Source organism: Croceimicrobium sp. (genome assembly GCF_965228705.1).
Lineage (GTDB): Bacteria > Bacteroidota > Bacteroidia > Flavobacteriales > Schleiferiaceae > Croceimicrobium.
Map to the genome: position 1 here is coordinate 2,857,205 of NZ_OZ245832.1, position 13,420 is coordinate 2,870,624.

General features: G+C 44.2%; 11 protein-coding genes. 7 read left to right on the forward strand and 4 right to left on the reverse strand.

Annotation, left to right across the window (positions count from 1 at the left end):
* Positions 1–20 precede the first annotated feature (20 nt).
* The 6 genes from atpA (at position 21) to ACO05P_RS12880 (ending at position 6,320) form a co-directional block, all read left to right on the forward strand.
* Positions 21–1,595 carry a F0F1 ATP synthase subunit alpha gene (atpA, locus tag ACO05P_RS12855; RefSeq protein WP_421751414.1) on the forward strand — a complete coding sequence of 525 codons (1,575 nt, stop codon included), beginning with the start codon at positions 21–23 and terminating at the stop codon, positions 1,593–1,595.
* Between the two features lie 64 nt (positions 1,596–1,659).
* Positions 1,660–2,523, forward strand: a complete 864-nt coding sequence (gene atpG / locus ACO05P_RS12860; RefSeq protein ID WP_421751415.1) for an ATP synthase F1 subunit gamma — start codon at positions 1,660–1,662, stop codon at positions 2,521–2,523.
* Positions 2,524–2,655: 132 nt separating this feature from the next.
* Positions 2,656–3,198: a hypothetical protein gene (locus ACO05P_RS12865; protein ID WP_421751416.1), complete on the forward strand. Its 543-nt coding sequence runs from the start codon at positions 2,656–2,658 to the stop codon at positions 3,196–3,198.
* A gap of 216 nt (positions 3,199–3,414) precedes the next feature.
* Positions 3,415–4,824, forward strand: a complete 1,410-nt coding sequence (locus ACO05P_RS12870; protein WP_421751418.1) for an ATP-binding protein — start codon at positions 3,415–3,417, stop codon at positions 4,822–4,824.
* Positions 4,825–4,881: 57 nt separating this feature from the next.
* Entirely contained in the window at positions 4,882–5,655 is a 774-nt protein-coding gene (locus ACO05P_RS12875; protein WP_421751419.1) for an enoyl-CoA hydratase-related protein, read from the forward strand.
* Positions 5,652–6,320: an alpha/beta hydrolase gene (locus ACO05P_RS12880; protein WP_421751421.1), complete on the forward strand. Its 669-nt coding sequence runs from the start codon at positions 5,652–5,654 to the stop codon at positions 6,318–6,320. The genes ACO05P_RS12875 and ACO05P_RS12880 overlap by 4 nt, the downstream gene beginning before the upstream one ends.
* On the opposite strand, the gene ACO05P_RS12885 is transcribed toward ACO05P_RS12880, so the two are convergent.
* Positions 6,301–6,672, reverse strand: a complete 372-nt coding sequence (locus ACO05P_RS12885; protein ID WP_421751423.1) for an RNA-binding S4 domain-containing protein — start codon at positions 6,670–6,672, stop codon at positions 6,301–6,303. The two genes, ACO05P_RS12880 and ACO05P_RS12885, sit on opposite strands and share 20 nt — an antisense overlap.
* Positions 6,673–6,817: 145 nt before the next feature.
* Positions 6,818–10,774 carry a T9SS type A sorting domain-containing protein gene (locus ACO05P_RS12890; RefSeq protein WP_421751425.1) on the reverse strand — a complete coding sequence of 1,319 codons (3,957 nt, stop codon included), beginning with the start codon at positions 10,772–10,774 and terminating at the stop codon, positions 6,818–6,820.
* A gap of 228 nt (positions 10,775–11,002) precedes the next feature.
* Here ACO05P_RS12890 and ACO05P_RS12895 point away from each other — a divergent pair, with 228 nt between their 5' ends.
* Positions 11,003–11,686 carry a LytR/AlgR family response regulator transcription factor gene (locus tag ACO05P_RS12895; RefSeq protein ID WP_421751426.1) on the forward strand — a complete coding sequence of 228 codons (684 nt, stop codon included), beginning with the start codon at positions 11,003–11,005 and terminating at the stop codon, positions 11,684–11,686.
* Between the two features lie 111 nt (positions 11,687–11,797).
* On the opposite strand, the gene ACO05P_RS12900 is transcribed toward ACO05P_RS12895, so the two are convergent.
* Together ACO05P_RS12900 and ACO05P_RS12905 are read right to left on the reverse strand one after the other, a co-directional pair.
* The gene (locus ACO05P_RS12900; protein ID WP_421751427.1) at positions 11,798–12,406 is read right to left on the reverse strand and encodes a superoxide dismutase; all 609 of its coding nucleotides are present in this window, start codon (positions 12,404–12,406) and stop codon (positions 11,798–11,800) included.
* A gap of 175 nt (positions 12,407–12,581) precedes the next feature.
* Positions 12,582–13,379 carry an SDR family NAD(P)-dependent oxidoreductase gene (locus ACO05P_RS12905; protein WP_421751428.1) on the reverse strand — a complete coding sequence of 266 codons (798 nt, stop codon included), beginning with the start codon at positions 13,377–13,379 and terminating at the stop codon, positions 12,582–12,584.
* Positions 13,380–13,420: the final 41 nt, after the last annotated feature.

A 13,420-nucleotide genomic window follows, 5' to 3' on the forward strand; every position in this document is an offset into this window, starting at 1 on the left:
GATCAATAAGCTCAAGCAACATGGCTGAAGTAAAATCCGCTGAAGTATCAGCAATTCTGAGAAACCAACTTTCTGGTTTCAAAAGTGAAGCAGACCTCGAAGAAGTAGGAACCATCCTCCAGGTAGGTGACGGTATTGCCCGTGCCTATGGACTGAGCAATGCTCAGGCTGGTGAATTGGTAGAGTTCGATTCCGGATTACGCGGTATCGTACTGAACCTCGAGGAAGACAATGTGGGTATCGTATTGCTTGGTGCCGACGAAAATATTAAAGAAGGTTCTACCGTAAAACGTACCGGACAAATTGCCTCTATCAATGTAGGTGAAGGAATGTTGGGTCGTGTGGTTGATACCTTAGGTAACCCAATCGACGGTAAAGGACCAATCGAAGGTGAAACTTTCGAAATGCCTTTAGAGCGTAAGGCTCCGGGTGTAATCTACCGTCAACCAGTAAATGAGCCATTACAGACGGGTATTAAAGCGATCGATGCGATGATTCCTGTAGGTCGTGGTCAGCGTGAGTTGATTATTGGTGACCGTCAAACAGGTAAATCTACCGTTGCTCTGGATACCATCATTAACCAGCGCGAATTTTACGATGCTGGTGAGCCTGTATTCTGTATCTATGTAGCGATTGGTCAAAAAGGTTCTACCGTAGCCGGTATTGCTAAAACCTTAGAAGAAAAAGGCGCTTTGGATTACACTGTAATTGTTGCCGCTAACGCTTCTGACCCTGCTCCTATGCAGTTCTATGCTCCATTTGCTGGTGCTGCAATTGGTGAGTACTTCCGCGATACAGGTCGTCCTGCCTTGATCGTATATGATGATCTTTCTAAACAAGCGGTAGCTTACCGTGAGGTATCTCTGCTTTTACGTCGTCCTCCAGGTCGTGAGGCCTATCCTGGTGATGTATTCTACCTTCACTCTCGTTTATTAGAGCGTGCAGCTAAGGTGATCGCCGATGATAATGTAGCGAAGAACATGAACGACCTGCCTGTGTCTTTGAAAGACAAGGTAAAAGGTGGTGGTTCTTTAACTGCATTGCCAATTATTGAAACTCAGGCGGGTGACGTATCTGCTTATATTCCTACCAACGTAATTTCGATTACCGACGGACAGATCTTCTTGGAATCTGATCTCTTTAACTCAGGTGTACGTCCTGCGATTAACGTAGGTATCTCTGTATCTCGTGTAGGGGGTAACGCTCAGATCAAATCCATGAAAAAGATCTCTGGTACCCTTAAGCTTGACCAAGCTCAGTACCGCGAATTAGAGGCTTTCGCCAAATTTGGATCTGACCTTGACGCTGCTACCATGGCGGTAATTAATAAAGGTAAGCGTAACGTGGAAATCTTGAAGCAAGGTGTAAACAGCCCGCTTCCAGTAGAGAAACAAGCTGCGATTATCTACGTTGGAACCAAAGCTTTACTGAACAATGTGCCAGTAGAGAAAATCCGCGAGTTCGAAGTAGAGTTCTTGGATTATATGGACAACAAGCATCGCGATGTTCTGGATCAATTGAAAGCCGGTAAACTTACCGACGAGATTACCGGAACTATCGAGAAAGTTGCTAAAGAACTGGCAGCTAAATATTAATAGCATTCTCTTTTCCGAGGCCTTCCATCTGGAGGGCTTCGGTAAAAGCTTTAAGCCTTAAAATATGGCCAACTTAAAAGAACTACGTAGTCGGATCACCTCGGTAGGTAGCACCATGCAGATTACCTCTGCCATGAAGATGGTATCTGCTGCTAAGCTCAAGCGAGCTCAGGATGCGATTACCCAACTCCGTCCTTACGCGCAAAAGCTGGAAGAAATTCTGGTGAACGTAAGTGCGACTTTGGACTCTTCAGAAGGGCAGTACAGCCGCCAAACTGACGACGTTAAAAAGGTTTTATTGGTTGCCATTTCTTCGAACCGTGGTCTTTGTGGCGCTTTTAATGCCAACGTGGTGAAACGCGTAATGGCCTACCAAGCCGAAAGCAATGCCCAGGTAGATACCTTCTTTATGGGTAAGAAGGCCGGAGAAATTCTGGTAAAACGTGGTTCCTCTGCACCAATTGGTGAGCGTAACTCTATCTATGAAGATTTGAGCTACAATAATGCCAGTGAAGTAGCAGAAATGCTGATGCAGAAATTCGTTGAAGGCGAATACGACCGCATCGAATTAGTGTATAACCGCTTTATCAATGCCGCTACTCAGCGGGTACAATGCGAGCAGTTCCTACCCATTCGCGAGGTAAAAAGTGAAGGTACATCTGCTGGTGAGTACATCTATGAGCCCGGCAAAGAAGAGATTTTGGAAGATTTAATTCCTAAGTCTTTAAAAACTCAGCTTTTCAAAGCTTTATTGGATAGCAACGCCTCTGAACACGGAGCGCGTATGACCGCTATGCATAAAGCTACGGATAACGCTCAGGAACTGAAACGTAACCTGAGCCTGGAATACAACAAAGCCCGTCAGGCGGCAATTACCAACGAAATTCTCGAGATCGTAGGTGGTGCCAATGCCCTGGCCGACGGCTAGAAATTCTTGTTATTGTTTAAAAGACCCCGGCTGTTTCAGTCGGGGTTTTTTTATGCTATAGCTTTTGTCATAGAAACTTTTAATGGGAAAATGTACATTTAAGAACCCCTATCTTCTTAATCTACGATTCTGATGCGAAGCTTCCTTTGGGTCACCCTATTAAGCATAGCAAGCCTACAAGCGCAAAATTCTAAAGTCTGGCCGTCCATTGCAGCAATTGAAATGGGCCTAAGTCCTTTGGAGGTGTTTTTTACGGATTATCGGAGTCAATACAAGAATGGATACTCCAGCTACCTGGAACTCGAAATACGAAACCGGGGTAAACTTCAAACAATTGTAGGCTTTCAGTATCATCGTTGGTTAATGGAGGATCAATATATGTTGATCAATCATGCCCGTAATTATGACTTTTATTTAGCATTAGCTAAGGAACTTCAATTTCAAAAGCATTGGTTTCAATTACTTATGCCGCTGGGCCTAAGTGTTTTAGTTTCAGATAATGATTTTAAAGCCTACCGTGGCCACGCTCATGTGCCTTCGAAGTTCGGTCCATTTTTAGGCTTAAGGGCAAAGTATAGTTATGCTATCAACCAGCATATCTCTTCAGGGATTTATGTAGGAGCATTTACGACAGGCAGTCTAACCATAGGCATTAGCACTACATATAGCCTATGAAATATCGGATTTCAAAAATTTGCTTTCTTATTATAAGCTTATGGAAGTGGCTCAAAGTTTATTTTCGAGGTGATTGGGCTTGCATTATTATTTCCGCCGCGGGCGGGGTTATTGATTTTTTAGAATCAAGTTTTCCGGCCCGCATTTTGCTAACTTCCCCACGTGATCAACAGGAGCTGGATACCCTTTACCCTTAGAGGACGCATCTTTTTTTCGATGCTGCTTATCCTCGCCATTTCATTCCTCTTAACCGGAACCATTTCCTTCTATCACTTTAAGCAAGAAAACGAGCAATACCACGAAGAACGCCTCAAACGTAAGGAGTTCGCGGTATTGGAATCCATCAACTTTTTCTTGCGCGATCAAGAGCTCATTAACAATACCGACAGCATTGTAAGCCTCTTTGATACCAAGGTTTGTGATCTCGCACAAATCAATGGTTTGGATATCAATATCTATGGGCTTAACGGGAATTTGCTCATTGCCTCCACACCCCATCTCCACGAAAGTGGCATTATCCCGACTAAGATTGATCCCGACCTGATGGAGCGTCTTTACCAAACTGCTGATCAGGTATTACGTCGCTATAAAACCGATTCGGTAGACTTCCTCTCCACCTTCGATTTTATCCGAAACTATCAGGGTAAGCCGGTAGCTATTATCAACCTACCTTATTTCGACGTGGAGGACCTCAGTAGAGAGGATCTAAGGAACTTTCTCTGGCGATTAACGGAAATATACTTCCTACTCTTTTTAGGGGCTAGTTTGATGGCCTATTTCCTTTCGAATTACATCACAGGGTCCTTGCAATTAATCGGGGAACACATAAAAAACACCCGACTCAAAGGAGGAAACTATCAACTGGAATGGAAATACCAGGATGAGATTGGTACCCTGGTGGCGGAATACAATCGCATGCTTCAGGAGCTGGAAGCCTCAGCAGCAAAATTGGCTCAAACCGAAAGGGAAAGTGCTTGGCGTGAAATGGCTAAGCAAGTGGCACATGAAATTAAAAATCCGCTTACGCCGATGCGATTGAATGTGCAGTACCTCGAAAAGAGCCTGCGCACGGATGATCCGGAAAAACTACGTGAGTTTGCCGAGAGTATGATTGATCAGATCGACACCCTAAGCAATATCGCGGCGGCATTCTCTCGCTTTGCCTCTATGCCGGAACTGCGTTTAAAACTCTTCCCCGTAAGGGAATTGGTGCGCAGGGTGGCCATGTTGTATCCCGAGCATAATGTAGAGTTTAAGGCTGAAGACGAAGACCTGCAAATTTATGCTGATCCAGACCAGTTAATTCGGGTGATGAACAACCTTATTAATAATGCCTTGCAATCCGTACCCGGAGGGCGAAAAGAAAAAGTGGTAGTTTCGCTTTCGCGGAAGGGAGAACAGGCCCTTATTGAAGTTTGCGACAATGGCAGTGGTATTCCCGAATCACAGCATACCAAGATTTTTGAACCTCGTTTCACTACCAAGTCCAGTGGTATGGGCTTAGGCCTGGCTTTAGTAAAACGAATTGTAGATGGCTTTTCCGGCCGTATAGAATTCGAAACCAAATTGGGGGAAGGAACCTGTTTCCGGGTTTACCTGCCTCTCTCTGCACAAAGCGAGGACTAGGAAGTTTTTAAATCCGAGGGAATTCATTTCTTTTGCAGAGCACCCAATGAAACAATCATGGAATTCAACAATCTGCTACTGGAAATAAGCGATTCAATTGCGGTAATTACCCTTAATCGTCCCAAGCAACTCAATGCCTTAAATAAAGAAACCATAGCCGAACTACATCAGGCTTTAGAAGGCTTAAAAGAGGATACCACTGTTCGGGTGGTGATCTTAACCGGAAGTGGTGAAAAGTCATTTGTAGCTGGTGCGGATATTAAAGAATTTGCCAACTTCTCCGTAACCGAAGGAACCGAATTAGCAGCCTTAGGTCAGAGTAGTCTCTTTGACTATATCGAGAACTATTGCAAACCTGTAATTGCAGCCGTAAATGGTTTTGCCTTGGGTGGTGGTTTGGAACTTGCGATGAGTGCACATATTCGTATCGCTTCCAACAATGCCAAATTAGGCTTACCTGAAGTTACTCTGGGCTTGATTCCGGGATATGGCGGTACCCAGCGTTTAGCTCAATTAGTAGGCAAAGGCCGAGCCCTGGAAATGATTCTCAGCGCCCAAATGATCAAGGCCGATCGTGCCTATGAAATGGGCTTGGTAAATCATCTTACCGAATTGGAAGAACTGCTTCCAACCGCGAAAGGCCTGGCGGCTAAAATTGCCCAAAATTCACCCAATGCCATTCACAGCGCGATTAAATGTGTGAATGCCGGTTATACCGATGGTATGAATGGCTTTAAAGTGGAAATTGAAGAATTTGGGAAATGCTTCGGCACCGAAGATTTTACTGAAGGAACCACCGCCTTTTTAGAAAAACGCAAACCTCAGTTTTGAGCATTCGCAAAGACTTTAAAATAGAACGCACGGCTCGCTACTACCTCAGTAACGAGCCGTTGTCTTTACAGCCCTATCTCTGTTTTGTACTGCATGGATATGGGCAGCATCCAGAGTATTTCCTGCGCAAGTTTGAAAAGGCGCAGCGCTCCGATATTCTGTTTGTGGCACCAGAAGGTTTGCATCGCTTTTATTTACAAGGCTCTTCGGGCCGAGTGGGCTCCAGCTGGATGACCAAGGAAGACCGCCTCAACGATATTGATGACTATTGCCAAATGTTGGACCAGGTGGCCATGATGGTATTGAAGCGTCAAAGTTTTAAAAAGGTGGCCATTTTTGGTTTTTCGCAGGGCGTAGCTACCGCCTGTCGATGGGCCAATAGCACCAATTTGAAATTCGAAACTTTGATTAATTGGGCGGGTGCTTTTCCTCCGGATCTCAATTTTGAAAAGGCCCTCGAAAACTTTCGCCCCAAGGAATTACATATGCTTTGCGGCGATGATGATGAATTTATTAGCGAGGAACGACTAGAGGAGCATTTAAACTTTTTAAAGGAAAAGGGTCTCCATCCCGACCTGCATCGTTTTGAAGGGAAGCATGATATTTATGATGAACCTTTAAAGACCTTGCTGGAGCAGGTTTTTCCTATTCATCCAAATCCATAAAGTCGTTAAGGTCTCGACGTTCTTTTTTGGTGGGTCTACCGGTTCCCCGAGGTCGACTCAGCTTATGCATCATATTGATAAACTGCTGCTTTTCGAGCTCTTCGGCAGTAGTGATATCTCGGATTAAGTCGGGAACCAATTTGGCGCCCACCCGCGATTTGGGGATATCCAAAACCTCAATCTGGTACAGCACACCGTCTTTACGAAAACCAATTCTGTCGCCCACCTTCACTTCTCGGGAGGCCTTAGCGGGCTCATCATTAATTAATACCCGCGACTTTTTCAAGGCATCAGTAGCCAGGCTGCGGGTTTTGTATTTGCGAACACACCAGAGGTACTTATCAATACGCATGGGCCAAAAATAAAGAATCCCGGCAGCGTACTGCGCGGGATCCTTTGGATATAGAGGGGGTATTTACACGTTTTAATTCCTCTGGCGGAAAAGGAAGCCCGACAGTGGGTGCCGGGATCCTTCGGATATAGAGGGGGTAATTACACTATTTACGGTACACCACTTTTTGGGTGTAGCTACGGTTATCGGTGATCACCTTCATCAGGTAAACACCTTCCAGTAATTCGGCTTGAGGTTGGTAAACCATGGTGTTGGTTCCTTTGAATTGGAAGCCTAAAGCTGCCTGGTCTACCATCTTACCGCTTAAGTCATAAAGCTCTACGCGTACATCGCTGCTATTGTCTAAGTGCAAGTCAATTTGAGTAGCACCGCTAAATGGATTTGGATATACGTTTAATCCGTTCTGCACTTGTCCGTATTCGGCAGTGCTTACAGGGTTGCCATTGCCATTGAATTCTACATTAGCAATGTCGAAGCTCACCGGCACGAAGCTGTTATAGTCACCAACAAGTGAGAAAGTCACGTTTAAGATATTGCTCAGGTCAAGCGGAGTGTTTCCGGCAGAAACCAAGTCGGCAAAATCGATGCTGTAAGTTCCCATAGCAGCATTTTGAACAGGCACGGTAACTCGGTATTGCTCGCTCCAGTTCGTGATGTCGCCACTTACCAGGGTTACAATAATTTCATTCAATCCGCTTAAGCTAGCTTCAAAAGTCATTTGGTTGTAGGCACTCAGGTCTACAGATTTGTGACCAGGACGCAACATGCGGTAAATGCTCACATAGTTCTTTAAGTTACCGGTGAACTGTACATCGCGTTCTAAGTGTTTTTTAGAGCTATCGTAGGTATAGCCACTCTCGGTAAGAGTGTTGAAGGTAGTGCTATTGGCACCTACTACACGCTCGAAGTCAACACCCCAAGCACCGTCAGCTAAATACAATACATCGCGGCCACCACCGATATCGTTCAAGATTTCGAATCCAGAGTCGAATAAGTATCCGGTGTTCCAAACTACAGTTTCTTCGTTTTTAGCAGGATCAAGGCTGATCAATTCACCAAACTGAGTACGGGTTGCTTGCTCGTTAATGGTACGGTTAGCCATGATGTTAATCTCGCTGGCACCTACAGTGTTTACCATGGTAAGGAAGATTTTCCCATCCTCATAGTGACCAGTTTTAACATAGGCAGTAGGTACTGCAACGTTGCTGCTGGTTAAGCTGCTTACCGGACCATCCATTTCCATTAAAGTAAGGATGTCTTCTACCAATTGGCGAGTTAAGCTTTCGGATACAGACCATACCTGGAAGTTGTACACTTTATCAGAAGGCTGGATATCATACTCTTGTTGGTTCCAACGAGCATCGATTTCAATAGAGCCATTGGCTTTCTTGTAGGCTACAAAGGTTACCGCCATGTCTACCAAACCTTCACCTTGATCTAGGTGAGAAAGGATAAAGGTGTGACCCTTGATATTGATCAGTTTAATACTTTCTAAAGTGGCACCGTTTAAACGGTCGCAAATCACCTTGGTGTGGTTGTATACCTCATTCTGAGTTTCGATGGCCAGGATGCTTCCTAAACGGTTCTGAGCAGTATTTAAATAGTCTACTGAGAATACATTTATAGCATTGGTGATGCCAATCAAATCGGTTGGAGTAGCGATTACAGCTGGAGCATTTTGAGGACCCACGGGAGGGAGATAGTCACTTAAGGCACCGGTTTTTCCTAATTGTTGGCTTTGCATATCACTCAAAGTAGGTTGCTGAGCAATGCGATCGTAGAAAGTATGCTGTCCGCGGATAATACGCTCGTAGTTACGGGCAGCAATTAAGCGGGCCATAGAACCTTCACTTTCGATACCTCCGTTATTAGAACCTGAAGAACCAGTAGCGCAGTTTTCACTAGCACTGTTGTTGCTACTTACAGGGTCGGGTTGATTTTGACTCAATACAGAGGCAGTGTTGCTACCATTTCCGTTTACCTGAACGGTAACTTGTAAGCTTTGACCTGTACCGCAAACTACTTCAGGGATAGTCCATAAACCGGTTCCTACATTGTAGCTTCCACTGCTGGGTCCGGCATGACTTACATAAGTGAAGTTGGGATCAATAACATATTGAATCTGTACCGCAGTAGCAGGAACGCCACAAGTAAGGTTGTCAATGTGAATAGTAAAGGTTACCTGATCTCCCACATTAGGAGTGTTATTCGTAACGGTTTGAGTTACCTGCAAGTCGGCAGGACAACGAACGCTGTTAATGTCTGCGGTAACAGAAGTTCCGTCTAAGTACCAGCTCAAAGCGCTGATAGAAGGGAAGGTAACAGTAAACTCATTGCTGTGGGTACCGGCCATAAAGCTGGTGTTTTGGCCACGACCTTGTGGAGATGGGCTAAAGCTGTTATTAGCTCCTACAGGAATGTTTACAGTAAAGTTATTGGGGTTATGGTAACCGAATTTGGCAACCACATCATTGTTCACGTCGATATAAACACAGTTCAATTCTGGGTTTACATTTAAGGTTCCGCTTCCGTTTACGGCGGTGAAAGCACCACAGAATTCAGAAGTACCATTGGCAGTAAGGAAAGAGGTAGCAGTGATAGCGTCTCCAGCCACAAAGCCAGCAGGTACAGGAACAGTAAACTCGAAACGGTTGGCATTGCTTTCAGTACCCTGAGCAATTCCATTTACCAAACCAGGACCATAAGATCCGGTGCTGGCATCCATATCATCGCCACTACCTTCTACTTTAGAGAAAAGGAAGCTTTTACCTTGAGGCATATAAGCACCGGCATATTGATCAGCTTCGAAGAACTCTACAGTAGCACCGGCAGGGGCAAAACCTTTTACAGTAAGGTTTGCACCGTTAATGATTACCGCGTCGATAATAGGGAAGTTTTGCAATTGGTTACCTCCGGCATCAACATCGTTGTTATCGTTTAAAGTAACGTAGGTACCGGTTCCCTTGCGATGATTATCGCTAGAGCTTAATAAGTCAATACCTAACTGCTTAGAAGTACTTAAAGGAGCAACAGCTGGAATTACGTTTCCGTTGTTGTAAATACAGTTTTGAGTAATATGGTGTTTTTCAGCTGCACTGGTAACCAGGATACCGGCACCCACATTATCATAAATAAGGTTCTTAGCGATAGTGTCGCCGTAAGTTCCGTAGATACGCATACCAGAAGTTTCGTTACCCAAGCGACCGTTATTGTAAGAAGTGTTGTTCTCAATTTGGTGACCACCGTGAGAGTTGTAGGTATCCAAACCATTGGCACCATTGTTCCGGAAAAGGTTTTCTTTAATAAGACAGTTTTCAGTGAAATCAGCTACATCTAAACCATCGGTAATTTGATCTACCAAACCATTGTGAGCAAAGTCGTTTTGATAAACTTCCCAGTTGGCACAACCAGTGCGAAGGAAGCCACCCATGGTAGAGCCATAAGCCACGTAATTGTGGTGGAATTTACCATCGTCAACGCCTAAGGCCTGGAAGTTAGGAGCACCATTGATATCGCTTCCGGCAGGAGCCATATCTTGATGAGCTTCAGAACCTAAAACCATATTAAAAGCTTCGAAGTAGCCACCGCCACCGCGAACCAAAAGGTTGGCATTATCGTAAATGAACCATCCGTTACCGAAGCTGTGGATAGCAATATCGTTAATGGTGATGTAACGCTCGGTAGCTTGTAATCCCCACTTCAAGTTACCGGCTCCGTCAACGATCTCGATCTCGGGACCGTCTACCTGTGTTAAGGCTACTGCATCACAACCTACGGTACCACCGGCTCCGAAGATGGTGGTGTTGGTGTTACCAGTAAAAGCAGTTTGAGTGCTTCCGTCGATAGTTAAAACACGGTTGTTAATGCTGGGTAACTCGGCGGTGGTTACCAGAATGGTAAATACTCCGGTGCTGGCATTGTAACCGGCGTCGGAGGTAGGAATGTTAAATTCGATACGATCGATGCTCCAGTTTGCATTGGCATCGGTGATTGCTTGACGTAGCGAACCGGGACCCGAATCATTCGTGTTGGTCACGGTTAAAACTTGACCTTGTAAGCTTAAGGCCAAGGCTAGAAAAAATGTAATACCCCAGGTTTTCATAGCTGTAATAATTGAATTACCCAACAAACCTAATCTCCTTATTAACAGGGCCTGTTAATTATTAGATGAACAGCAAAATCTGTCGATAAGTGGTTGATAGAAAGCCTGGAATGAATAAAAAGGGACAAGCTCAAAGCCTTGTGGGGCAAGGCATAGGCTCTAAAATAATTGAATTCTTGCGTACTATACATTTTAGAGCCATTTTTGTTAAGAATTCATTCCTCTCTCATGAAGTGTATTGTTGTTGATGATGACCCCATTCAAAGGGAAGCGATAAAGTCATGCATCTCAAAAGTAAGCGACCTTGAATTGGTGGGCGTATACCCCAATGCAATTGAAGCACGTATCGCCTTGCAAAAGAGGGAAGTAGATCTCATTTTTCTCGATGTAGAAATGCCGGAGATGAGCGGTATTGAATTCTTGGCGAGCTTCAAAGAAGTGCCTCAGGTAATCATGGTAACGGCTAAAAAGCATTATGCTTTCGAGGCTTTTGAATACGATGTTACCGACTATATTTCCAAGCCAATCGACATGGATCGCTTTTCTTCTGCGGTACAAAGAGCCCGTTATTATGAAGAAAACCTGAAAAAACAGGAGATCGAAAATTCACTTTTCATTAAATCAGATGGCGTTTTAGTGAAATTAAGCGTGGATGATATTTCCTTTGTTGAGGCCTTGGGTGACTATATTAAGGTAGTTACTGACGATAAAAGATATATTGTTCACAGCACCATGAAGGCCTTTGTTGCTAAACTACCTGAGAACTTCCTTCGAGTGCATAAGTCACACATTATAAATCTGGATAAGATTCAGAAACTGGAAGAAAACACGGTCTTCTTAGCGGGTCAGGAAATTCCCGTTAGCCGGAATAATAAAAAGATTTTAATCGATCGAATTTCAGATTCCAACTAATGATAGGAATGGAGCCTTTCGGCTTAATAAACTATAAAGCCCCGTCTTTCTGCTGAGAGACGGGGCTTATTTTTCTAATCCCTAAATGGGATTTCGATGTCAGAAATTAAATTATTTCGCAGCCGCGTAATTAGCCGCTACAGCGTCCCAGTTAATTACATTGAAGAAAGCTTCGATGTAATCAGGGCGACGGTTTTGATACTTTAAGTAGTAGGCATGTTCCCAAACATCTAAACCTAAGATGGGGGTACCTTTTACTTCAGCCACATCCATTAAAGGATTGTCTTGGTTGGCAGTGCTGCTTACTTGGAGCTTTCCATTGCCATCTACTAGTAACCAGGCCCAACCTGAACCGAATTGAGTAGCAGCGGCATTAGCAAAAGCGTCTTTAAAAGCTTCGAATGAACCGAAAGCTTCGTCGATAGCAGAGGCTAATTCACCGGAAGGATTTCCACCTCCATTAGGGCCCATTACATTCCAGAATAAACTGTGATTGTAAAAACCACCGCCATTATTGCGAACGGCACCGCCATGCTTGGAAACATTGGCAAGAATGTCTTCGATAGATTGATTAGCCAAATCGCTGCCTTCGATAGCGGCGTTTAATTTGGTGGTATAACCAGCGTGGTGCTTGCCATGGTGGATTTCCATGGTTTGCTGGTCAATATGTGGTTCTAAAGCGTTGTGAGCATAGGGTAATGCTGGTAATTCAAAAGCCATGTTTGATATTTTTTTAGTTGATACTTTGTGTAGTGAAACAAATCTATTGCTAAGAAAGTTTGTCCCAAACTTCAACAGGAATTATTCTTTGTTGAAGGCGCATCAAAATTAGTTATTAAAAATTAAAAAAGCTTAGTTTTTAACTATATCAACATTCCTTCAGTCGATATAAGTTTCAACGGACCTGAGCCTTACCGATAATCTTTCGGAAGAGGCCAGGGAAGAAACGGAAGAGGTGGACTCCCCAAACTTCTTTGCCACCTATTAGGACCACCGCTTTATTGTTTTGAATGGCTTTTAAAGCTTTTTTAGCAAAAACTTCTGCGGGCATACCATTGGCTTGCGCCTGATCCATTTCACCCAAAGCCTCATTATTTCCGGTAAGCGCATTTACAGATACTTGGGTATGTATAAAACCCGGACAAATCAAATTTACTTTTAGATGAGGCTCTTCAGCGCGCAGGCTTTCGTAAAAACCATGAAGGGCATGTTTGGCAGCGGCATATCCTGAACGATAGGGCGTGGGGATTTTACCTACCAAACTGGAGATAACCACCACTTGCCCTTGGCCATTTTGCCAGTGGTCCATAAAGGCTTTGCTGAGTTCTACATTGGCTAAATAATCAACTTCCATTAAACGGCGGTAGACCTTTAATTCTGTATTTCGAATTAAGGAGCGCTGTGATAGGCCTCCGGATAGGATGAGAATATCAGGTGCCGACCAAATTTTTTGCAATTCGGCAAGAGCATTTTGGCGCTCCGCTTCCTGTTCTAAATCAAATGGCAATACTTCTACCTGTGGAGCTCCAAAGACTAATAGTTCTTTGGCCAATTGCATTAAAGCTTCTTTGCGGCGTCCGCTAATAACCAGTTTGGCTCCAAGTTTAGCCAGTTCTTCAGCCATGGCTTTACCAATTCCGGAACTGGCTCCGGTTATCCAGATTTTCTTGTTTTCAAAGTAATTTGCCGCCATCCTTTAGACCTTTTCTTATTTGCTAATTTAGGCTCAAATGT